This is a genomic window from Microbacterium sp. zg-Y625, assembly GCF_030246925.1.
Lineage (GTDB): Bacteria > Actinomycetota > Actinomycetes > Actinomycetales > Microbacteriaceae > Microbacterium > Microbacterium jiangjiandongii.
On record NZ_CP126740.1, the window covers coordinates 809,325 to 830,103 of the forward strand.

Genomic DNA, 20,779 nt, shown 5'->3' on the forward strand with positions numbered 1-20,779 from the left:
GGTTCAGGCAGGCTGCAGGAGCGTGCGCAGCCGGGCCACGTGCCCGGTGGCGCGCACGTTGTACAGCGCGTGCTGGATCACGCCGTCACCGTCGAGCACGAAGGTCGACCGGATGACCCCTTCGACGCGCTTGCCGTAATTCATCTTCTCGCCCCAGGCGCCGTACGCCTCGTGCACGGCGTGGTCGGGATCGCTGAGCAGATCGAATGTCAGGCCGTCGCGGTCGCGGAAGGCGCGCAGCTTCTCGGGCGTGTCCCGCGAGATGCCCAGCAGCGTGTACCCGGCCGACTGCAGCGCCGGCATGCTGTCGCGGAAGTCGCAGGCCTGTGTGGTGCAGCCGGGGGTCATGGCCGCGGGGTAGAAGTACAGGATCACCGGGCGGCCGCGCAGCGACGACAGGGTGACCTTCTCGCCGTCCTGGTCGGAAAGGGTGAAATCGGGTGCGGGGGAGCCGGGCTGAAGCGTCATCCCTCCAGCCTACGGACGCGCGGCGGCGTTGCGATCCCGCTCGGCGAACGTGGCCAGCAGCCGCTGCAGCGAGTCGAGCCGTGCCGCGCCGTTCGGCCCGAGCCGGCCCTCGGCGAGCGCCTCGACGATCGCGCAGTCGGGGGCGTCGGGCAGGTGCGTGCACCCGCGCGGGCACTCCGCGGCGGCGGCGGCGAGATCGGTGTAGGCGGCCAGGATGTTCGCCGGATCGACGTGACCGAGCCCGAACGAGCGAACGCCGGGAGTGTCGATGACCCAGCCGTTGCCCTCCGCGCCGTGGTAGCGCAGCGAGACGGTGGAGCTGGAGGTGTGGCGGCCACGGCCCGTCACCTGATTGACGTGTCCGGTCGCGCGATGCGCGTCGGGCACGAGCGCGTTGACCAGGGTCGATTTGCCGACTCCGGAATGGCCCACGAACACCGTCGAGTGGCCGACCAGCTGCCGGCCGATCTCCTCGACCGGCATGGCACCCTGCGCGCTGGTGAACACCTGCAGTCCTTCGACGCCCTCGAAGTGCGACAGGAACGCCGAGGGGTCGGCGAGGTCGGTCTTGGTGACCACGAGGAGAGGGCGGATGCCGGCATCCAGTGCGGCGATGAGGTAGCGGTCGACGAGCCGCTCCCGTGGCTCGGGGTCGGCCGCTGCCACGACCACCAGCATCTGGTCGGCGTTGGCGACGACGACCCGCTCCACCTGGTCGGTGTCGTCGGCGGAGCGTCGCAGCAGCGACGTGCGCTCCTGCAATCCGACGATCCGGGAGAGCGTGCCCTGGCTGCCGGACGTGTCGCCGACCACGCGGGCTTGGTCGCCGGTGACGATCGGGGTCTTGCGCAGCTCCCGCGCGCGCACGGCCAGTGCCGTGTGCTCGTTCGGTCCGTCCTCGTCGACGAGCACGGTGTACCGCCCGCGGTCCACGCCCAGCACCCGCGCGATGCGGGCGTCGCTGTGCGCGGGGCGGCGCTTGGTGCGCGGCCGGTTCGCCTTCGGGTTGGGCCGCATCCGGATGGAGGCCTCGTCGAAATCGAACTCGTCGTCGTCGCTGTCGAGCCAGCTCATCGCCGGCTCCGCCCGCAGCCGGTCACCGCTCGGCGTTCCCCGCGGCGGAGCCCACGAGCTGGGCCCAGAGCTGCGGGAACTCGGGCAGCGTCTTGCGCGTGGTCCCGATGTCGTCGACGAATACGCCAGGCACGGCCAAGCCGATGAGCGCTCCGGCGGTGGCCATGCGGTGGTCGTGATGCGCGCGCCAGAGTCCACCGGTGAGCGGGCGCGGGACGACGCGGATGCCGTCGGGCAGCTCGTGCGCCTCGCCGCCGAGGGCCCGCAGGTTGCCGACGATCGCCGCGATGCGGTCGGTCTCGTGACCTCGGATGTGGCCGACGCCGGTGATCGTGGTGGGGCCGTCCGCGAACGCGGCCAGCGCGCACAGGGTGGGGGTCAGCTCGCTCGCGGCGGAGAGGTCGAGGTCGACCCCGTGGATGCCGCTGCTGCCTGCGGTGACGGTGAGGGCGCCGCCCCGGCGCTGGGTGCGGGCGCCCATGATGGGAAGGATCTCGGTGAGGAGGGCGCCGGGCTGGGTGGAGTGGGCCGGCCAGCCGGTGATGGACACGTGGCCGCCGGCGATCATCGCGGCCGCCAGGAACGGCGCGGCGTTGGACAGGTCGGGCTCGATCGCCACGTCCTTCGCCCGCACGGGGCCGGCCGGCACGATCCACTCGTTGGCACTGGGGCGCTCGACGTGCACACCGCGGTGGCCCAGGGCCTCGACGGTCATGTCGATGTGCGGCAGGCTCGGCAGGCGCCGGCCCTTGTGGCGCAGGGTGAGCCCCACGTCGAAGCGCGGAGCGGCCAGCAGCAGCCCGGAGACGAACTGGCTCGATCCGCTCGCGTCGATTTCCACGTCGCCGCCGCGCACGTGCCCGTGTCCGTGGATGACGAAGGGGAGCGACCACGTCCCCTCGTCGTCGATGTCGCTGCCCACGGCGCGCAGCGCCTTGATCATCTCGCCCATGGGCCGGTGAAGCGCCGTCTCGTGGGCGGTCAGCGTCACCTCACCCCGAGCGAGGCCGGCGATGGCCGCCACGAAGCGCATGACCGTGCCGGCCTGGCCGCAGTCCACCACGGTCTCGCCCGACATCGGGTTCGCCGGCGTCACGACGAGGTCGGGACCGAACGAGCCGGTGCCTGCGACCTCCTGCACCTGGACGCCGAGAGCGCGCAGAGCCTCGATCATGCGGGCCGAATCCTCCGAGTGCAGCGGCGATATCAGCCGCCCCGGCCCGTCGGCGATGGCGGCCAGGATCAGCTCCCGGTTGGTCAGCGATTTCGATCCGGGGACGCTCAGCGTCGCGACGAGCGGCTCGTGCACAGTGGGCGCGGGCCAGTCGCCGTCAGCGGCTGAAGGTACGGCGGAATATTCGGCGACACTCATCGCGTTCTAGCCTAACGAACCTCCCGGTTTACGCCAGGAAAAGGAGAAAGATGACGGTGACGCTCGATGCCCCCCTGCGGGGCGTGCTCGACGCCGACGTAGACTTGCGCGTGATGAGCGACCAGGTCGATGCCGCAGCAGAAGCACGCGCCCAGTTCGAGGAGCAGGCGCTGCCCTTCATGGATCAGCTGTACGGGGCGGCGATGCGCATGACCCGCAACCCCGCCGATGCGGCCGACCTCGTGCAGGAGACGTTCGTGAAGGCGTTCGCGTCGTGGTCGTCGTTCACGCAGGGGACGAACCTGAAGGCGTGGCTGTACCGCATCCTCACCAACACCTACATCAACACCTACCGCAAGAAGCAGCGCGAGCCGTACCAGGGCACGATCGACGAGCTTGAGGATTGGCAGCTCGGCGGTGCGGAGTCCACGACGGCGACCAGTGCCCGCTCGGCCGAGGCCGAGGCGATCGACCGCATGCCGGCATCGGTCGTCAAGGAGGCGCTGCAGTCCATCCCCGAGGATTTCCGACTCGCCGTCTACTTCGCGGACGTCGAAGGATTCGCGTATCAGGAGATCGCGGACATCATGAAAACCCCGATCGGCACGGTCATGAGCCGCCTGCACCGTGGCAGGCGGATGCTTCGTGAACTGCTGGCCGATTATGCGAGCGAACGCGGGATCGACACGACCCCGACAAGGAGTGCGAAATGACCGACTGCGGCTGTGACAAGGCCCGCCGCGACCTCGAGGAGTACCTGCGCCACGAGGTCTGCAAGACGGAGCACGCGGATATCACCGAGCACCTGGAGAACTGCGCCGCCTGCCAGCAGGAGGCGCTGGTAGCCAAGACGCTGACCGACGTCGTGGCGCGCGCCTGCAAGGAGACGGCCCCCGAGCAGCTGCGCGATCAGGTGCTGGCACGGTTGCGCGAGGCGCAGGCCGCGCACTGACCGACGGGCTCGGAACGAACAAGGGGGTGGACGCCGCGGCATCCACCCCCTTCGTCGTTCGGCGCGTCAGAGCGTCAGTGCCGCCCGCATGATCTCCGCCTGCTCGATCGCGTGGACCTTGCTCGAGCCCGTCGCGGTGGATGCCGCCGCCGCACGCGAGACGCGGGCGATGGTGCGCCCGTGCAGGTGCTTGACGATCTCCAGGGCGATGAAGGGCCAGGCGCCCTGGTTCTCGGGCTCGTCCTGCACCCACACCAGTTCGGCGTTCGGGTAGCTGTCGATCACCGCGTTGAGCTCCGCCACGGGGGACGGGTAGAACTGCTCCATCCGCACGAGGGCGATCTCGGGGTTCGGGTTCTTCTCCAGCTCGGCGCGCAGGTCCCAGTGGATCTTGCCGGCGTGCAGCAGCACCCGCTTCACGGCGGACCGGTCCAGCTGCCGGGAATCGTCGAGGACCGGCTCGAACTTGCCCGTGAGGAAGTCGTCGACGGGGCTCGTCGCGCCGCGCAGGCGCAGCATCGCCTTCGGGGTGAAGACCACCAGCGGACGCCGCGGCCGCTGGTACGCCTGCCGACGCAGCAGGTGGAAGTACGACGCGGGGGTCGACGGGCGGGCGACGGTCATGTTGTCCTGCGCGCACAGCTGCAGGTAGCGCTCGATGCGCGCGGAGGAGTGGTCCGGTCCCTGGCCCTCGTACCCGTGCGGCAGCAGCAGCACGACGCTCGACTGCTGACCCCACTTCTGGTCGGCCGCCGACAGGTAGGTGTCGATGACGGTCTGGGCGCCGTCGGCGAAGTCGCCGAACTGGGCCTCCCACAGCACGAGCGCGTCGGGGCGCTCCACCGAGTAGCCGTACTCGAACGCCATCGCCGCGTACTCGCTCAGCAGCGAGTCGTAGGCCCAGAACCGGCCCTGGTTGTCGGACAGGTTCGTCAGCGGCAGCCATTCCTGGCCGTTCGCCCGGTCGTGGAACACCGAATGGCGCTGGACGAACGTGCCGCGGCGGGCGTCCTGTCCGGCCAGACGCACGTTGGTGCCCTCCAGCAGCAGCGAGCCGAAGGCCAGCAGTTCGCCGAACGCCCAGTCGATGGCGCCGTTGCGGCTCATGTCGTGGCGCTTCTCCAGCAGCTGCTGCAGCTTGTTGTGCACCGTGAAGCCCTCGGGCTTGTTGACGAAGGCGTCGCCGATCAGGTGCACGACCTCGCGCGAGACCCCGGTCGTCTCGGGCTCGCCGGCCGCCGGCTCGACCGCGTCGGCGCCCGCTGCGACGACGGGAGTGGATCCCGTCTCGGCCGCGTGCGTCTCGGCGAAGGCGACCTCGAGGCGGTCCTGGAAGTCCTTCTTCGCCTGCTCGTACTCCTCCTCGGTGATGTCGCCGCGACCCACGAGCGCCTCGGTGTAGAGGCGTCGCACCGAGCGCTTCGCCTCGATGAGGTTCGTCATGAGCGGCTGCGTCATCGAGGGGTCGTCGCCCTCGTTGTGACCGCGGCGGCGGTAGCACACGAGGTCGATCACGACGTCGCGGTGGAACTCCTCGCGGTAGCGGAACGCCAGCTCCGCGACGCGCACGACCGCTTCGGGATCGTCCCCGTTGACGTGGAAGATGGGCGCCTGGATGGTCTTCGCGACGTCGGTGGCGTACACCGACGTGCGGGCGTCCTGGGGGAGGGTCGTGAACCCGACCTGGTTGTTGACGACGACGTGCACGGTGCCGCCGGTGCGGTAGCCGCGCAGCTGCGACATCTGCAGGGTCTCGACCACAACGCCCTGGCCGGCGAAAGCGGCGTCGCCGTGGACGAGGATCGGCAGCCACGAGAAGGACCCGATGGGCTTGCGGTCCTGCTTGGCGCGGACGATGCCCTCCAGCACGCCGTCGACGGTCTCGAGGTGCGACGGGTTGGCCGCCAGCACGACCGGCAGCTCCGTGCCGTCGTCCGTGACGAAGGTGCCCTCGGTGCCGAGGTGGTACTTGACGTCGCCGGAACCGCTCTTGGACCCGATCGCCACCGAGCCCTCGAACTCGCGGAACACCTGGCCGTAGGTCTTGCCGGCGACGTTGGTGAGCACGTTGAGGCGGCCGCGGTGGGCCATCGCGATCGCCGCACCGTCGAGGCCGACGTCGGCGGCGCCGCGCAGCACCTGGTCGAGGAGGGGAATGAGCGACTCGCCGCCTTCGAGGCTGAAGCGCTTCTGGCCGACGTACTTCGTCTGCAGGAACGTCTCGAACGCCTCTGCCTCGTTCAGCTTGCTGAGGACCCGCAGCTGCTCGTCGTGGTTCGGCTTCTCGTACTTCGCCTCGACGTTGTTCTGGAACCAGGCGCGCTGGTCGGGGTCCTGGATGTGCATGTACTCGATGCCGAGGGTGCGGCAGTACGAGTCACGGAGCACCCCCAGGATCTCGCGCAGCTTCATGGTGCGCTTGCCGGCGAAGCCGTTCGTGACGAACTCGCGGTCCAGATCCCAGAAGGTCAGACCGTGGCTCTCGATCTCGAGGTCGGGGTGCGTGCGCTGCACGTACTCCAGCGGGTCGATGTCGGCCATGAGGTGGCCGCGCACCCGGAAGGAGTTGATGAGCTCCTGCACGCGGGCGGTCTTGTCGATGCGCTCGGCGAGGTCGACGTTGATGTCGCCTGCCCAGCGGATGGGGGCGTAGGGGATGCGCAGCGCCGCGAAGATGTCGGTGTAGAACTCGCGACGGCCGGTGAGCATCTCGTGGACGATCTTGAGGAACTCGCCGGAACCTGCGCCCTGGATGACGCGGTGGTCGTAGGTGCTGGTGAGCGTGATCGTCTTGCCGATGCCGAGGTTGACCAGCGTCTTCTCGCTGGACCCCTGGAACTCCGCCGGGTACTCCAGGGCGCCGGCGCCGACGATGCAGCCCTGGCCCTTCATCAGGCGCGGCACCGAGTGCACGGTGCCGATGCCGCCGGGGTTGGTCAGCGAGATCGTGGTGCCCTGGAAGTCGGCGGCGGCGAGCTTGTTCGCCCGTGCCCGGGTGACCAGGTCCTCGTAAGCGGAGAGGAACTCCCCGAAGGTGAGGGTCTCGGCGCGCTTGATGCTCGGCACCAGCAGCGAACGCGAGCCATCGGGCTTGGGCACGTCGATGGCGATTCCGAGGTTGATGTGGGCCGGAGCCACCACCGACGGCTTGCCGTCGACCTCGGCGTAGTACACGTTCTGACTCGGGAAGGTCTTCAGCGCCTGGACGATCGCCCAGCCGATGAGGTGCGTGAAGCTGACCTTGCCGCCCCGCGTGCGGGCCATGTGGTTGTTGATGACGATGCGGTTGTCGATCATCAGCTTCGCGGGGATCGTGCGGACGCTCGTCGCGGTGGGGACCGTCAGCGACTGGTCCATGTTGGCCGCGAGGGTCTTCGTCATGCCGCGCAGCGGGGTGACGACGTCTTCGCCCGCCTCGCTCGGGGCGGCAGGCTTGCGGTCCTGCGCCTGCGCGGGGATCGGCTGCGGTGCGGCCGGCTTCGCGGTGGTGCGGGCCACCGGCTGCGTTCCGATGACGGGGATCGGAGCCGTCACGGGGTGCGGCTCGGCGGCAGCAGCGGGCTCGGCCGTTGCCACGGCACCGTCCGGCTGATAGGCCTCGAGAACCGGCCACCAGGCCTTGTCCACGGAGTTCTTGTCTGCCTTGAACTGCTCGTAGAGTTCGTCTACGAGCCACGCGTTCGCTCCGAACTCGCCTTCGCTCGAGGTTCCGACGCCGGTCACCTGGCTGGACACGCTGGATCGCCTGCTTTCTTCGGTGAAGATCCGATCGCGCGCGGCATCGTCGTCGCCTGCGCGCACAACTGTCAAGGTTAGCCCCTTTTCGACGGTGTCCTCCGGCGGAAGCGCTGTTTCGCGCATTCGGCGAACTCCGAGCCGGGCGCGTCGCGCGCGGCTACCGTGGAAACATGCGATTCTCCGGGGAGCGGCCTGCGGTCGATCTGACGTACTCCGACGTGTTCCTCGTGCCACGCCGATCGGCGGTGCAGAGCCGGCTCGAGGTGGATCTGGCGCCCGGCGACGGCACCGGCGCGACGATCCCGCTGGTGTCGTCCAACATGAACTCGGTCACCGGCGCCCGGCTGGCCTCCGTTCTCGCGCGCCGTGGGGGGCTCGGGGTGCTGCCTCAGGACATGCCGCTGCAGGAGCTGGATGCCGCGATCCGCTGGGTCAAGGACCAGCCGGTGCGGTGGGACACGCCGCTCGTGCTGCCGCCCGAGGCGACGGTCGCCGACGCCCGGCGGCTGCTGCCCGCGACGGAGGGACACGGCGTCCTCGTCGCCTCCGTTCCCGGGTCGGGCCCCGACGGGCGCCTCACGCGGGACGATGTGCTGGGCATCGTCCCCGCGCCGCGACTCGGGACCGCCCTCGCCGACGCCCGGCTGGGCGATCTGGTCAGGGGGCCCGCCGCCGCGATCGACGCCGACGACGTCGAGACCCCGCGGCAGGCGTTCGACCTCATCGTGGCCGCCGAGGCCGACGTCGTCTGCGTGCTGCACCACGGGCTGCTCGTCGGCACGCTCTCGCGCCGCAGCGCCCTGCGCTCGGCGCTCTACCGACCTGCCGTCGACGCCGACGGCAGGCTCATCGTCGCGGCGGCGGTCGGGATCAACGGCGATGTGGCCGCGAAGGCGAAGGCGCTTGCCGCCGCCGGCGTCGACGTGCTCGTGATGGACACGGCGCACGGGCACCAGGAGGGCATGCTGCGGGCCCTGCACGCCGTGTCGGCCCTCGATCTCGGCATCCCCATCGCGGCCGGCAACGTCGTCACGGCCGAGGGTGTCGCGGACCTCATGGCGGCGGGGGCGTCGATCCTGAAGGTCGGCGTGGGGCCGGGGGCGATGTGCACGACGCGCATGATGACCGCCGTCGGGCGCCCGCAGTTCTCGGCCGTGCTCGAGACCGCGCAGGCGGCCGCCGAGCACGGCGGACACGTGTGGGCCGACGGCGGCGTGCGCTACCCCCGGGACGTCGCGCTCGCGCTGGCGGCGGGTGCGGCATCCGTCATGATCGGCTCCTGGTTCGCCGGCACGATCGAGGCGCCCGGCGAAGTGCAGACCGACGACGCGGGGCGCGCGTACAAGGAGTCGTGGGGCATGGCCTCGACCAAGGCCGTGCATGAGCGGTTCGGGCGGCTGGACCCCTATGAGCTGGCCCGCAGGGAGCTGTTCGCCGAGGGGATCTCGTCGTCGAAGATCTACCTGGACCCGCTGCGGCCGGGACTCGAGGATCTTCTGGACATGATCACCTCCGGCGTGCGCTCGTCGTTCACCTACGCCGGTGCGGCCAGCGTCGCGGAGTTCCACGACCGCGCCATGGTCGGCGTGCAGTCCGCGGCGGGCTACGAGGAGGGAAAGGCTCTGCCCGTCGGCTGGTGATCCCGTAGAATTCCCCTACGATGGACGACCCTCCCAGTAGTAGATGCTCGCCCCACCGACCCTTTCTCCCCGTGACGGGGGGTGACGCGTGATGGATTACGTGATGTTGGGCGTGGGGCTGCTTCTGACAGTCGGCACCGGCCTGTTCGTCGCCAGTGAGTTCGCCCTGGTGAACCTGGACCGGGCGGATCTGGAGTCGCGTCAGGCCGCGGGCGAGACCCGCCTGTCGATCACCATCTCGGCGCTGCGCATCACCTCGACGCACCTGTCGAGCGCGCAACTCGGCATCACGCTGACGACGCTGCTCACCGGCTACACGATGGAGCCGGCGATCTCGAACCTGCTCGCGCCGGTCTTCGGCGCGTGGGGCTGGTCGGAGGCGGTCTCCCGCCCCGTGGCCGCCGTGGTCGGCATGTCGATCGCGACGGTCTTCTCGATGATCCTCGGCGAGCTCGTGCCGAAGAACTTCGCCCTCGCCATCCCCCGCCAGACCGCGAAGCTCGTGATGCCCTTCCAGGTCGGGTTCACCACGGTCTTCCGCCCCGCCGTCTCGGTGCTCAACGGCAGCGCCAACGGCATCCTCCGCGCCATGGGGGTGGAGCCGAAGGAGGAACTCTCCGGCGCCCGCACCGCCGAGGAGCTGTCGAGCCTCGTTCGCCGCTCGGCCAGCGCCGGCGTGCTCGAGCAGGACACCGCGTCGCTGCTGCAGCGCACCCTGACCTTCTCCCGCCTCACCGCCGCCGACGTCATGACGCCGCGGCCCAGCGTGCACGCCGTCGCCGCCTCGGACTCGGTCGAGGACGTCATCCAGCTCGCTCGGCGCACCGGTCACAGCCGGTTCCCCGTGTACGACGACTCGATGGACGACATCACCGGCGTCGTGCACGTCAAGGCCGCCGTCAGCGTGCCGCGGGAGCGCCGCGCCGACGTGCCGGCGGCCGCGATCGCCTCGGAGCCGCTGCGTGTGCCCGAGGCGGTGCACCTGGACGCCCTCATCTCGGAGCTGCGGGCGCGCGGCTATCAGATGGCCGTCGTGGTCGACGAGTACGGCGGCACCGCCGGGGTCGTGACACTGGAGGACCTCGTGGAGGAGATCGTCGGCGAGGTGCTCGACGAGCACGACCGCAGCCGCGCGGGCATCGTGCGCGCGGCCGGTCTCGTGACGTTCCCGGGGGAGCTCCGCCCTGACGAGCTGCGCGACCGCACCGGCATCCGCGTTCCCGAAGGGGACGTGTACGACACCGTGGGCGGGTATGTCATGAGCGTGCTGGAGCGCATCCCCGTCGTCGGCGACAGCATCGAGCTCGAAGACGGCACCCTGACGGTGCAGCGCATGGACGGACGACGCGTCGGACGGGTGAGGTTCACCCCGCGCCCGCTCGCCGAGGGCGACGAAGAAGGGGCACGCGATGAGTGACTGGGCCGGAATCGCATGGCTCGTCGTGCTGCTGGTGTTCAACGCGTTCTTCGTGGGCGCCGAGTTCGCCGTCATCTCCGCGCGTCGCTCGCAGATCGAGCCGCTGGCCGAGAAGGGGTCCCGCCCGGCCAAGACGGCGCTGTGGGCCATGGAGCACGCCACGCTCATGCTCGCGACCTGCCAGCTGGGCATCACGATCTGCTCCCTGCTGATCCTCAACGTCTCCGAGCCGGCCATCCACCACCTGCTGGCCGTTCCGCTGGGGCTGACGGGGCTCGGCGAGGGGGTCGTCGACGTCATCGCGTTCGTCATCGCCCTGCTGCTGGTGTCGTATCTGCACGTCGTGTTCGGCGAGATGGTGCCGAAGAACCTCGCGTTCTCGCTGCCGGATCGCGCGGTGCTGCTGCTGGCCACGCCCCTGGTGTGGGTGTCGAGGCTCTTCCACCCGATCATCGTGACCCTCAACTGGATCGCCAACCACGTGCTGCGGCTGTTCCGCGTCGAGCCGAAGGACGAGGCCGCCTCGACCTTCACGCTCGACGAGGTCGCGACGATCGTGAACCAGTCGCGCATCGAGGGCGTGCTCGACGACGCCTCCGGCACGGTCGCGGCCGCGGTGGAGTTCACCGACAAGAAGGCCAAGGACGTCGCGGTGCCGCTGTCGTCGCTGGTGACCCTGCCCGAATCGACCACGCCGGACGAGATCGAACGGGCGGTGGCCAAGCACGGCTTCTCGCGCTACGTCATCGTCGACGGCGAGGGGGCGCCGCTCGGGTACGTGCATCTGAAGGACGTGCTGCGCGAGGCCGAAGGCCCGGATGCCGCGACGGCCTCATCCGCACCGGTGAAGCCCAAGCGCATCCATCACATGGTGCCGGTGTCCGAGACGACCGACCTCGAAGACGCGCTCGCGATCATGCGCCGCTCCAGCCGCCACCTCGCGCAGGTGCGCGATCAGTCCGGCCGCACCACCGCGGTGCTCTTCCTCGAGGACATCATCGAAGAGCTGGTCGGCGAAGTGCAGGACGCCACGCGGCGCCTGCGGTGAGGGGCGTCGGGTTCAGCGGCGGCGTGCCCGGACGTACTGCGGCGGCCAGTAGCCGATGTCCTCGCCGAGCTCGCCCGCGGCGCGCAGTGCGAAGTGCGGGTCGCGCAGCCATTCCCGTCCGGCCGTGATGACGTCGGCGTCGCCGTGGGCGAGGATCCGCTCGGCCTGCGCGGCATCCGTGATCTCGCCCACGGCGCTGACCGGAATGCCTGCCGTCGCCCGCACCCGTGCGGCGAGCGGCACCTGATACCCGGGCCCGGTGGTGATGCGCTGATGGGCGACGAGCCCGCCGCTGGAGACGTCCACGAGCGAGACGCCACGCTCGGCCACCCAACCGGCGACGGTCGCGGTCTCGTCCACGTCCCAGCCGCCTTCGGCCCAGTCGGTCGCCGAGAAGCGCACGATCAGCGGCACGCCCGGCGCCGCCGCGGCCACCGCATCGCAGACCCGCAGCAGCAGTCGTGCGCGTCCCTCGAGCGAGCCGCCGTACTCGTCGTCGCGCAGGTTCGCCAGCGGCGAGAGGAACTGGTGCAGCAGATACCCGTGGGCGGCGTGGATCTCCAGCACCTCGAACCCGGCCGCCACGGCGCGCGCCGCGGCGGCCCCGAACGCGTCGACGATGCGGTCGATGCCGGCCCGATCCAGCGCCTCGGGCGTGGCGAAGCCCTCGAAGGCGACGGCGGACGGCGCCACGGTGGGCCAGCCGCCGTCGGCGAGGGGGACACTCCCGCGGTGCCCCGAGAAAGGCGACCATGTCGAGGCCTTCCGCCCGGCGTGGGCGAGCTGCACGGCCGGCACCGCGCCTCGGCGGCGGATGGCGGCGGCGATGGGCGCCCACGCGTCGCGCTGAGCGTCGTTCCAGAGGCCCACATCCTCGGGGGAGATCCGTCCCTCCGGCGAGACGGCGGTGGCCTCGGCCGTGATGAGGCCCGCCCCGCCGGAGGCGAACTGCGCGAGGTGCACGTGGTGCCATTCGCCGGGCATGCCGTCTTCGGCCGAGTACTGACACATGGGGGCGACCCAGAGCCGGTTGCGGGCGGTGACCGCGGTGGCCGGGTCGCTGCCGAGGACGAAGGGCTGGAACAGCAGGGTCACGGTGCCTCCGGCACGGGTAGGGTGGCGCCCATGGTCGGAACGCGGGCGTGGACGAGTGCGGATGTCGCGGCGTCTCTGCGGATGCCAACGGACGCCGACCACAAGTATTCCCGTGGCGTCGTGGGTGTGCGAACCGGCTCGGACCGCTATCCGGGCGCGGCGGTGCTGGGTGTCGAGGCCGCATGGCGCACGGGCATCGGCATGGTCCGCTACGTCGGACCCGAGGCCGCCGCCGCCGCGGTGCTGGCCCGGCGCCCCGAGACGGTGACCGGCGACGGGCGCGTGCAGGCATGGCTGATCGGGTCGGGAACGGATGCCGCGGAGCGCGCCCGCGCCGAGACCGGGGCGCTTCGCCATCTGCTCACCGGCGACGTTCCGGTGGTGGCCGATGCCGGAGCGCTGGACCTCGTCGCCGGGGCCACCGCGCCCGTCGTCGTCACCCCCCACGAGCGGGAGCACGCGACGCTGCGGGCGGCCCTCGGGCTCGACGAGCCCGTCGATGCGGATCGTGTGACTGCGGCCCTCGACACCGCCGCGGCGCTCGGGGGCGTCGTTGTGCTCAAGGGCGCCGAGACGATCGTCGCGGCGCCGGACGGCACGGCGGTGCGGGTGCGGGCGGGCACGCCGTGGCTGGCGACAGCCGGGACCGGAGACGTGCTGGGCGGCGTGATCGCGGCGCTCGTCGCGGGGCGCGCTGCCCGCGGCGACGTCGACCCGACGGGGCTCGCGGCGTCGGCGGCATCGGGGGCGTGGCTGCACGGGCAGGCGGGCGCGTTGGCATCCCGTGATCTGGGCGGGGGACCCGTCACGGCGCTGGATGTCGCGGCGGCCCTTCCGCGCGTGGTCGGAGCCGTGCTGTCGGGGCGCTTCTGACCCGCGCGGCCCCGGTCCGTAGGATGGGCACCGTGTCGAGGCGTGCGCTGCTGTGGCTTGCCTTCGCCGTCGTGCACGTCGGCGTCGCGGGGCTGGGCTTCGTCATGCCGAACCAGCCCATGGGCGATGTATACCTGGTGTACGAGCCCTGGTCGTCCTGTGCACTGTGGGGCGGCTCCTCGGCGTACTGCCCCGACGGCCGCGAGGTCATGGGCGTCACGGCGCCCTGGGTGTACCCCCAGCTGGCGCTCGTCCCGATGCTGGCGGGGTGGCTGTTCGCCGGTCCGGTCGGCTACACCGTGGGCTGGGCGGTCGTCGTCACGATCGTCGATGCGGTGGCGTTCGCGGTGCTGGTGGGTGGTGGGCGCTCCCGCGGCCGCGTGGCCGGCGCCTGGTTCTGGCTTGCGTTCATCGCGCTGCTGGGTCCCGTTGGTCTGTACCGCCTCGACGGGCTGACGGTCGCCCTCGCGGTCATGGGATGCCTGTGGCTCACGTGCCGGCCGTTCCTCGCCTCCGTGCTGCTGGCGGTGGCGACCTGGATCAAAGTGTGGCCGGCCGCGCTCCTGGCAGCCGCCGTCATCGCCCTGCGCCCCCGGAGGAAGATCGTCGCGGGGGCCGTGGTCGTTTCCGCCGTCACGGCGGCGGCGGTGCTGGCGGCGGGGGGCGGCGCGCACCTCTTCGGGTTCGTCCGCGGTCAGGCCGAGCGCGGGCTGCAGATCGAGGCACCGGTCAGCGCCGTGCACATGTGGCTCGCCGCGCTGCGGGTGCCGGGATCCCAGATCTACTACGACGGGGTCATGCTGACCTTCCAGGTCGCCGGGCCCGGCGTCGAGACGCTGAGCGCGGCGATGACTCCGCTGCTGGTGGCGGTCATGCTGGCGGTGGCCGGCGTCGGGGCGCTCAAGGTGCGCCGGGGCGCGCACGTGGTCGGGCTGCTCCCGCCGCTGGCGCTCAGCCTGGTGCTGACCTTCGTCGTGGTGAACAAGGTGGGCTCGCCGCAGTTCGCGACGTGGCTGGTCGCGCCGCTCGTGCTCGGGCTCGTGCTCGACCGGCGCCGCTGGTGGCGGCCGGCCGTGCTGGCGCTGGCGATCGCCCTGCTCACGCAGCTGGTCTACCCGATCCTCTACGGCGGCGTGCTCGCTGCGTCGCCCCTGCCGGTGGCCGTGCTCACCCTCCGCAACGTGCTCTACGTCGCGCTGTGGGTGTGGGCGCTGGTGCGCCTCGCCCGCGTGCGCGTGGCCACCGCAGCGCCGCGCCGCGCGGCATCCGCCCCTTTCGTGTCCATCTGATCCCTGGAGGGTCCCCATGCTCATCGCCTTCTCCGTCGCCCCCAGCGGCACCGGTCGCGCCGACGGCTCGGTGCACGACGCGGTCGCCGCAGCCGTCGCCGTCGTGCGCGCCTCTGGCCTGCCGCATCGCACGACCTCGATGTTCACCGAGGTCGAGGGCGAGTGGGACGAGGTGTTCGACGTCGTCAAGCGGGCCACCGAGGCCGTCCTGCCGTTCGGGTCGCGGGTGTCGCTCGTGCTGAAGGCCGACATCCGCCCGGGTCACACCGGAGAGATCGACGGCAAGGTGGAACGTCTCGAGCAGGCGCTGGATGCCGCAGAGAACGCGTCTGCAGGCACCGAGGACTGACCGGCGGTGGCATCGGGAGGAGTGCGACGCGGCGTGCTGCACGTGCCGGCGGAGGGCGACGGGGAATCGACTCCGCGTCGGCCGGAGGACGGGAGCGACCCCGCCGTTCCGGTCGCGGGGACGGTCGTGCTGCTGCGCGACGGCGACGCGGGTGTCGAGGTGCTGCTGCTGGAGCGACCCGACCGGGGGTCGTTCGCCGGCGCGTGGGTGTTCCCCGGCGGCAAGGTGGACCCCGGCGACCGTGAGGGTCTCGGGGGCTCCGGCGACCTCGGTGACGCGGCGCCGCCGGAGGAGCTCGTCGCCCGCGCTGCCGGGGTGCGTGAGACCCGCGAGGAGGCGGGGCTGACGCTGCGGCCCGCGGACCTCGTGACCCTGTCGGTCTGGGACCCGCCGCCGGGGCGGCCGCTGCGCATCCGCACATGGTTCTTCCTCGCTCCCGACCCCGGCGGCGAGGTGCGCCCGGCCCCCGACGAAGCCGTCGCCGCGCGGTGGCTCCGGCCGGCCGACGCGCTCGCAGCGCACGGGCGGGACGAGCTGATCCTGTACCCGCCGACGTGGGTCACGCTGCACGGGCTGCGAGACCACGACGACGCGGGGAGCGCGCTCGCCGCGGCGCGCCTGGGTGGCATCCACCGTTTCGAGAGCGTCGCGCGCCGAGGCGCGGACGGCCCGATGCTGCTGTGGCAGGAGGATGGCGAATACGACTCCGTGGGCGCAGGCGGTGCGGCCCGCCACCGCCTCGAGGTAGGCGCCCTGCCTTGGCGCTACACCCGCTCGGCGGGCTGAGCGGTCAGCTCCGCAGCAGGCGCCCGAGGTGGTGGCCGACGGCGGCGGTCTCGATGAGGAACCCGTCGTGCCCGAAGTCGCTCGCCAGCACCACCGCGGCGTCGCCGTCGAGCGTGTGCGGGATGCCACGGGCGATGCGGTGCTGCCCGTCGACGGGGAACAGCCGGTCGCTGTCGATGCCGAGCACGAGGGTCGTCGCCGTGACACGCGCCAGGGCGTCCTCGATGCCGCCGCGGTCGCGTCCGACGTCGTGGGAGTCCATCGCCTCCACCAGCACCAGGTAGCTGTTGGCGTCGAAGCGGCGCGTGAACTTGTTGCCGTGGAAGTCGAGGTAGGACTCCACGGCGAACCGGCCGCCGTGGCCCAGCGGACTCTTGCCCGACTGCCACGAGCGCTGGAAGCGGGAATTCAGCTCGGTGGGGGAGCGGTAGTTCAGCAGCGCCATGCGGCGCGCCAGCGCCAGGCCCCGGTGCGGCCCGTCGCCGTCGCCGGCGTCGTAATACTCCCCGCCCTGGAACCTCGGGTCGATCTGGATCGCCTCCAGCTGCACCGAGTTCAGCGCGATCTGGTCGGCGGTGTTCGCCGGCGGCGCCGACAGCACCGCCAGGCGCTCGACGCGGTCGGGAACGGATACCGCCCATTCCAGCGCGTGCATGCCGCCCATCGAGCCGCCGATGACCGCCGCCCAGCGGTCCACGCCGAGGGCATCGGCCAGGCGCACCTGCGCAGCGACCTGGTCGCGGATGGTCAGGTAGGGAAAGCGCGAGGCCCACTCGTAGCCGTCGGGGCCGATGCTCGCCGGGCCCGTCGAGCCCTGGCATCCGCCCAGCATGTTCGGCGCGACGACGAACCAGCGGTCGGTGTCGATCGGGGCGCCGGGACCGACGATGTCGCTCCACCAGCCGGCGGTGGGGTGTCCGGGACCGGCGGGCCCGCGCACGTGGGAGTCGCCGGTGAGGGCGTGCAGGATCAGCACGGCGTTGTCGCGGGCGGGGTTCAGCTCGCCCCAGGTCTCGTACGCCAGGCGCATCGCCGGCAGCTCGCGGCCGCCCTCGGTGCGGAAGGCGCCGAACGCCTCGAACCGGCGGTCCCCCGGCGGATCGCCGTCGCGCCACGCGCCGGTCGCGGGAGGGCGGCCCAGCAGCAGGCGCGCGTCGGCCTCGGTCACCGGCGCCGAGGGCACGGTGTCTTCGGAGGTCTGCCAGTCCACGTCCCCATTCTGTCCGGTGCGGTCGAGGGGCGTCCCCGTGTTACGTGTCGGAGGGTCGGAGTAGCTTGCGCTCATGAGCGCAATCGAGTACCTGCTGGAGTCCGATCCTGCCGTCCGCTGGCAGGTGATGCGCGACCTGACGGATGCCGCGCCCGAGGAGGTCGCCGCGGAGCGTGCGCGGGTGGCCACCGAGGGCTGCGGCGCCCGGCTCCTCGCCGAGCAGGCCGAGGACGGATTGTGGGACGGGGGCACATACCGCCCCGGCTGGGTGGATGAGAGCCGCCCGTTCTACGACGCCTGGTCGGCCACGCACCCGTCGCTGGAGCTGCTGCGCGCGTTCGGGCCCGACCCGGCGGCACCCGAGGTGGTGCGGGCGATCACCCGGGTGCGCGAGAACGTCCGCTGGGATCACGACGGGCAGCCGTACTTCGACGGCGAGGTCGAGCCGTGCATCAACGGCGGCGCGCTGGCCAACGCCGCTTACTTCGGGCAGGACGGTCGCGAGATCGTCGAGACGCTGCTGTCGGGTCAGCTGGCCGACGGCGGGTGGAACTGCTGGGACGAAGACGGCACGAGCCGCTCGTCCTTCCACTCCACGATCTGCGCGCTCGAGGGGCTGTGGGCGTGGGAGCAGGGCGGCGGGGGATCGGATGCCGTGACCGCCGCGCGCCTGCGCGGCGAGGAGTACCTGCTCGCGCGGCGCCTGCTCCGACGCGCGTCCACCGGTGAGCTCATCGACCCCCGCTTCGCCATGCCGTCCTTCCCGACCCGGTGGTACTACGACGTGCTGCGCGCTCTGGACTACTTCCGGTCCGCACGTCCGGATCGCGACGACCGTTGCGCGGAGGCGATCGAGCTGCTGCGCGCGAAGATGCTCCCGTTCGGGATGTGGAAGCTCGAGCTGACCCACCAGGGTCCCACGCTGTTCGACCTCGAGGCCGAGCACGAGGGGTTCCCGAGCCGCTGGGTGACGCTTCGTGCGCTGCGGGTGCTGCGCTGGTGGGACGGCGCCTGATTCAGAAGAAGGGCCGGACCTCGTAGGTGGCGCCGTGCTGGCCGGCGAGGGCCACCGGCACCCCGTCGACCGACTGCACGAAGCGCCGATCGGTGTCGAGTCCCTTGGGCATGCGGGCGTCCACCTCGGGCAGCGTCCCCGACGACTCGTTCGAGATCCACACCATGCGGCCGTCGCGGGCGGCGCGCACCCGCTCCACCAGCTCGACGAACCGACGTCGCCCGTCCTGATCGAGGTACAGCAGCACGGCGCTGTGGAAGATCACCAGCGTGGCATCCGCCGGCGCCGACGCGGCGACCTCGGGCAGCGTCTCGAGCAGATCCCCGCGGACGATGTCGGGCGGATCGGCCGCCGCGATCTCCGCCGCCGCGCGGAGACGCGCGACGCGACCGTCATGGTCGGGGCCCGGCCAGATCAGGGTCCCGAGCCAGTCGACGGCGGCGGTGTCCCGCGGGTCGATCGGCGACAGGTCGATGCCGCGCCGCCAGACGACCTCGGGAACGCGCTGCGGCACCGCCTCGTCGTCGTCCACGCGACACGGCATCACGACGGGCGCATCGCCGACGCGATGGATGCCGCCGGGGGCGGTGTACTCGTACGCGTACCGATCCGGAAGCAGGCACAGCCCCGCCGCGGTGCCGACTTCCAGCAGCGCGAGGGGGCCGGGGATGCGCGCCAGCTGAGGCAGCAGCGTGGCGCACCGCGCGGGCTCGTTGGTCTGGGTGGTGCGGGACGCGGCGATCTCGGCGACCTGCTCCCAGTGCGCCTCGAGCCACTCCCGCCACTGCGGGAACGGCTCGAGGGGGCTCCCCGCCCAGCGAGCGGCGGCGAAGATGCGGTTCGGCTGCTGCATCGCGGGCGGGAGGGCGGCGAGGAGGGCCAGGATGCCGGGGTCGCCCGCGATGCCGGTCGCCCAGTTCTCGTACAGCGGGGACGTGCCGTGCGCCCAGCGGCGCCCGAAGTCGTCGTAGGTCGTGGCGAGACGCTCGGTCATGGCATCAGGGTACGGGTGAGCGCCCCGCTGCACGACGCGCGGGTCAGGCGCGCGCGGCCTCCGAGAGGCGCCGGGCGGCGGCCAGGGCCTGCGCGAGGTCGGCCTTCAGGTCCTCGACGGCTTCGATGCCGACCGACAGGCGCACCAGGCCCGGGGTGACGCCCGAGGTGAGCTGCTGCTCGGGTGTCAGCTGGGAGTGCGTCGTGGAGGCGGGGTGGATGACCAGCGAGCGCACGTCGCCGATGTTGGCGAGGTGGCTGAAGAGCGTGAGGGAGTTGACGAACTCCCGGCCCGCAGCGACGCCGCCCTTGAGCTCGAACGACAGCACCGCGCCGACGCCCTTCGGCGCATACGTGTTGGCGGCGGCGTACCAGGGCGACGTGGGAAGCCCCGAGTAGTTCACGGCGGCGACGTCGTCGTGGTTCTCCAGCCACTCCGCGATCTCCTGCGCGTTCTGCACGTGCCGCTCGATGCGCAGGGAGAGGGTCTCGATGCCCTGCAGCAGCAGCCACGCGCTCATCGGGGCGATGGCCGAGCCGAGGTCGCGCAGCAGCTGCACGCGGGCCTTGATGATGTAGGCCAGGGCGTCGCCGACGGCGGTCGTGTACGAGGCGCCGTGGTACGACGGGTCGGGTTCGGTCAGCCCCGGGAACTTCTCGACGTTCTCGGACCACGCGAAACGTCCGCCGTCGACGATCACGCCGCCGATGGTGGTGCCGTGGCCGCCCAGGAACTTCGTCGCCGAGTGCACGATGATGTCGGCGCCGTGCTCGAACGGGCGGATGAGGTAGGGCGTCGCGATCGTGTTGTCGACGATGAGCGGGACGCCGGATTCGTGGGCGATGTCGGCGACGGTGCGGATGTCGAGCACGTTGATCTGCGGGTTGCCGATCGTCTCGGCGAAGAAGAGCTTGGTGTTCGGGCGCACCGCGCGGCGCCACTCCTCGGGGTCGTCCTGGTTCTCGACGAACGTCGTCTCGATGCCGAGCTTGGCGAGGGTGTACTTGAAGAGGTTGTACGTGCCGCCGTAGATCGAGCTGGACGACACGATGTGGTCGCCGGCCTGGGCGATGTTGAGCACGGCGAAGGTCTCCGCTGCCTGACCGCTGGCCACCAGGAGCGCGCCCGTGCCGCCCTCGAGCGCGGCGACCCGCTGCTCGACGACATCCTGGGTCGGGTTCTGGATGCGGGTGTAGATGTTGCCGAACTCGGCCAGCGAGAACAGGTTCGCGGCGTGGTCGGCGTTGTCGAACACGTAGGAGGTGGTCTGGTAGATCGGCGTGGCGCGAGCCTTGGTGACCGGATCCGGGGCGGCACCGGAGTGGATCTGCTTGGTCTCGAAGCGCCAGTTCTCGGGTGCGGACATGATGACTCCTGAATGTCGGGTCGACCACGGCTGCCGCGGCCTGGTCTGAGGCTACGGACTGGGCCCTCCTGTCAACAACGGGGCGGAAATGTG

Annotated in this window: 18 protein-coding genes; 10 read left to right on the plus strand and 8 right to left on the minus strand. The window is 71.5% G+C overall.

Annotation, left to right across the window (positions count from 1 at the left end; genetic code table 11):
- Window positions 1–3: 3 nt before the first annotated feature.
- Genes bcp through aroA form a run of 3 tightly spaced genes read right to left on the minus strand, consistent with a single transcriptional unit; the run spans window position 4 to window position 2,914 of the window.
- Window positions 4–468 carry a thioredoxin-dependent thiol peroxidase gene (gene bcp, locus QNO14_RS03535; RefSeq protein WP_257495113.1) on the minus strand — a complete coding sequence of 155 codons (465 nt, stop codon included), beginning with the start codon at window positions 466–468 and terminating at the stop codon, window positions 4–6.
- A 9-nt stretch (window positions 469–477) separates the two neighbouring features.
- The gene (gene rsgA, locus QNO14_RS03540) at window positions 478–1,542 is read right to left on the minus strand and encodes a ribosome small subunit-dependent GTPase A (protein ID WP_257506765.1); all 1,065 of its coding nucleotides are present in this window, start codon (window positions 1,540–1,542) and stop codon (window positions 478–480) included.
- 22 nt (window positions 1,543–1,564) lie between these two features.
- Window positions 1,565–2,914: a 3-phosphoshikimate 1-carboxyvinyltransferase gene (aroA, locus tag QNO14_RS03545; RefSeq protein WP_257506766.1), complete on the minus strand. Its 1,350-nt coding sequence runs from the start codon at window positions 2,912–2,914 to the stop codon at window positions 1,565–1,567.
- Between the two features lie 50 nt (window positions 2,915–2,964).
- On the opposite strand from aroA, the gene QNO14_RS03550 reads away from it, so the two are divergent.
- Together QNO14_RS03550 and QNO14_RS03555 are read left to right on the plus strand one after the other, a co-directional pair.
- A complete protein-coding gene (locus QNO14_RS03550) occupies window positions 2,965–3,627 on the plus strand; it encodes a sigma-70 family RNA polymerase sigma factor (RefSeq protein ID WP_285184447.1) in 663 nt (220 codons plus the stop codon).
- Window positions 3,624–3,866 (plus strand): zf-HC2 domain-containing protein, encoded by a 243-nt coding sequence (locus QNO14_RS03555; RefSeq protein ID WP_257495110.1) that lies wholly within the window; start codon window positions 3,624–3,626, stop codon window positions 3,864–3,866. Before QNO14_RS03550 ends, QNO14_RS03555 begins: the two co-directional genes overlap by 4 nt.
- A 66-nt stretch (window positions 3,867–3,932) precedes the next feature.
- Here the strand turns inward: QNO14_RS03555 and QNO14_RS03560 are convergent, their stop codons facing one another.
- On the minus strand, window positions 3,933–7,601 hold the full coding sequence (locus QNO14_RS03560; RefSeq protein ID WP_257506833.1) for a multifunctional oxoglutarate decarboxylase/oxoglutarate dehydrogenase thiamine pyrophosphate-binding subunit/dihydrolipoyllysine-residue succinyltransferase subunit: 3,669 nt from the start codon (window positions 7,599–7,601) through the stop codon (window positions 3,933–3,935).
- Between the two features lie 173 nt (window positions 7,602–7,774).
- On the opposite strand from QNO14_RS03560, the gene guaB1 reads away from it, so the two are divergent.
- From guaB1 to QNO14_RS03575, 3 genes are all read left to right on the plus strand, one after another.
- Window positions 7,775–9,244 (plus strand): GMP reductase, encoded by a 1,470-nt coding sequence (gene guaB1, locus QNO14_RS03565; RefSeq protein ID WP_257495109.1) that lies wholly within the window; start codon window positions 7,775–7,777, stop codon window positions 9,242–9,244.
- 91 nt (window positions 9,245–9,335) lie between these two features.
- The gene (locus QNO14_RS03570; protein ID WP_257495108.1) at window positions 9,336–10,661 is read left to right on the plus strand and encodes a hemolysin family protein; all 1,326 of its coding nucleotides are present in this window, start codon (window positions 9,336–9,338) and stop codon (window positions 10,659–10,661) included.
- On the plus strand, window positions 10,654–11,709 hold the full coding sequence (locus tag QNO14_RS03575) for a hemolysin family protein (protein WP_257495107.1): 1,056 nt from the start codon (window positions 10,654–10,656) through the stop codon (window positions 11,707–11,709). The genes QNO14_RS03570 and QNO14_RS03575 overlap by 8 nt, the downstream gene beginning before the upstream one ends.
- 12 nt (window positions 11,710–11,721) lie before the next feature.
- Here the strand turns inward: QNO14_RS03575 and QNO14_RS03580 are convergent, their stop codons facing one another.
- Window positions 11,722–12,804 (minus strand): NADH:flavin oxidoreductase/NADH oxidase, encoded by a 1,083-nt coding sequence (locus QNO14_RS03580; protein ID WP_257506767.1) that lies wholly within the window; start codon window positions 12,802–12,804, stop codon window positions 11,722–11,724.
- 30 nt (window positions 12,805–12,834) lie between these two features.
- Here QNO14_RS03580 and QNO14_RS03585 point away from each other — a divergent pair, with 30 nt between their 5' ends.
- From QNO14_RS03585 to QNO14_RS03600, 4 genes are read left to right on the plus strand one after another with little or no spacing between them, the layout of a single operon-like run.
- Complete coding sequence (locus tag QNO14_RS03585) at window positions 12,835–13,677, plus strand: ADP-dependent NAD(P)H-hydrate dehydratase (RefSeq protein WP_257506768.1); 843 nt, start codon at window positions 12,835–12,837, stop codon at window positions 13,675–13,677.
- A 32-nt stretch (window positions 13,678–13,709) separates the two neighbouring features.
- On the plus strand, window positions 13,710–14,966 hold the full coding sequence (locus QNO14_RS03590) for a hypothetical protein (RefSeq protein WP_257506769.1): 1,257 nt from the start codon (window positions 13,710–13,712) through the stop codon (window positions 14,964–14,966).
- A gap of 16 nt (window positions 14,967–14,982) precedes the next feature.
- Window positions 14,983–15,315, plus strand: coding sequence for a thiamine-binding protein (locus tag QNO14_RS03595; RefSeq protein WP_257495103.1), 333 nt, complete (start codon window positions 14,983–14,985; stop codon window positions 15,313–15,315).
- Window positions 15,316–15,321: 6 nt separating this feature from the next.
- Window positions 15,322–16,101, plus strand: coding sequence for an NUDIX hydrolase (locus tag QNO14_RS03600; protein ID WP_257506770.1), 780 nt, complete (start codon window positions 15,322–15,324; stop codon window positions 16,099–16,101).
- Window positions 16,102–16,105: 4 nt separating this feature from the next.
- On the opposite strand, the gene metX is transcribed toward QNO14_RS03600, so the two are convergent.
- Window positions 16,106–17,311 carry a homoserine O-acetyltransferase MetX gene (gene metX / locus QNO14_RS03605; protein ID WP_257506771.1) on the minus strand — a complete coding sequence of 402 codons (1,206 nt, stop codon included), beginning with the start codon at window positions 17,309–17,311 and terminating at the stop codon, window positions 16,106–16,108.
- Between the two features lie 73 nt (window positions 17,312–17,384).
- On the opposite strand from metX, the gene QNO14_RS03610 reads away from it, so the two are divergent.
- The gene (locus QNO14_RS03610) at window positions 17,385–18,326 is read left to right on the plus strand and encodes a hypothetical protein (protein ID WP_257506772.1); all 942 of its coding nucleotides are present in this window, start codon (window positions 17,385–17,387) and stop codon (window positions 18,324–18,326) included.
- A 1-nt stretch (window position 18,327) separates the two neighbouring features.
- Here QNO14_RS03610 and QNO14_RS03615 read toward each other — a convergent pair whose 3' ends face one another.
- Both QNO14_RS03615 and QNO14_RS03620 read right to left on the minus strand, forming a co-directional pair.
- Entirely contained in the window at window positions 18,328–19,320 is a 993-nt protein-coding gene (locus QNO14_RS03615) for a DUF2332 domain-containing protein (RefSeq protein ID WP_257506773.1), read from the minus strand.
- Between the two features lie 43 nt (window positions 19,321–19,363).
- The gene (locus QNO14_RS03620) at window positions 19,364–20,686 is read right to left on the minus strand and encodes a bifunctional o-acetylhomoserine/o-acetylserine sulfhydrylase (RefSeq protein ID WP_257495098.1); all 1,323 of its coding nucleotides are present in this window, start codon (window positions 20,684–20,686) and stop codon (window positions 19,364–19,366) included.
- Between the last annotated feature and the right edge of the window lie 93 nt (window positions 20,687–20,779).

Bases quoted from the DNA above. Each gene is read 5' to 3' on its own strand.
- QNO14_RS03610 (WP_257506772.1), top strand. From the start codon at position 17,385: ATGAGCGCAATCGAGTACCTGCTGGAGTCCGATCCTGCCGTCCGCTGG.
- QNO14_RS03570 (WP_257495108.1), top strand. From the start codon at position 9,336: ATGGATTACGTGATGTTGGGCGTGGGGCTGCTTCTGACAGTCGGCACC.
- QNO14_RS03595 (WP_257495103.1), top strand. From the start codon at position 14,983: ATGCTCATCGCCTTCTCCGTCGCCCCCAGCGGCACCGGTCGCGCCGAC.
- QNO14_RS03615 (WP_257506773.1), bottom strand. From the start codon at position 19,320: ATGACCGAGCGTCTCGCCACGACCTACGACGACTTCGGGCGCCGCTGG.
- QNO14_RS03555 (WP_257495110.1), top strand. From the start codon at position 3,624: ATGACCGACTGCGGCTGTGACAAGGCCCGCCGCGACCTCGAGGAGTAC.
- QNO14_RS03575 (WP_257495107.1), top strand. From the start codon at position 10,654: ATGAGTGACTGGGCCGGAATCGCATGGCTCGTCGTGCTGCTGGTGTTC.
- QNO14_RS03550 (WP_285184447.1), top strand. From the start codon at position 2,965: ATGACGGTGACGCTCGATGCCCCCCTGCGGGGCGTGCTCGACGCCGAC.
- aroA (WP_257506766.1), bottom strand. From the start codon at position 2,914: ATGAGTGTCGCCGAATATTCCGCCGTACCTTCAGCCGCTGACGGCGAC.
- QNO14_RS03585 (WP_257506768.1), top strand. From the start codon at position 12,835: ATGGTCGGAACGCGGGCGTGGACGAGTGCGGATGTCGCGGCGTCTCTG.
- bcp (WP_257495113.1), bottom strand. From the start codon at position 468: ATGACGCTTCAGCCCGGCTCCCCCGCACCCGATTTCACCCTTTCCGAC.
- rsgA (WP_257506765.1), bottom strand. From the start codon at position 1,542: ATGAGCTGGCTCGACAGCGACGACGACGAGTTCGATTTCGACGAGGCC.
- guaB1 (WP_257495109.1), top strand. From the start codon at position 7,775: ATGCGATTCTCCGGGGAGCGGCCTGCGGTCGATCTGACGTACTCCGAC.
- QNO14_RS03620 (WP_257495098.1), bottom strand. From the start codon at position 20,686: ATGTCCGCACCCGAGAACTGGCGCTTCGAGACCAAGCAGATCCACTCC.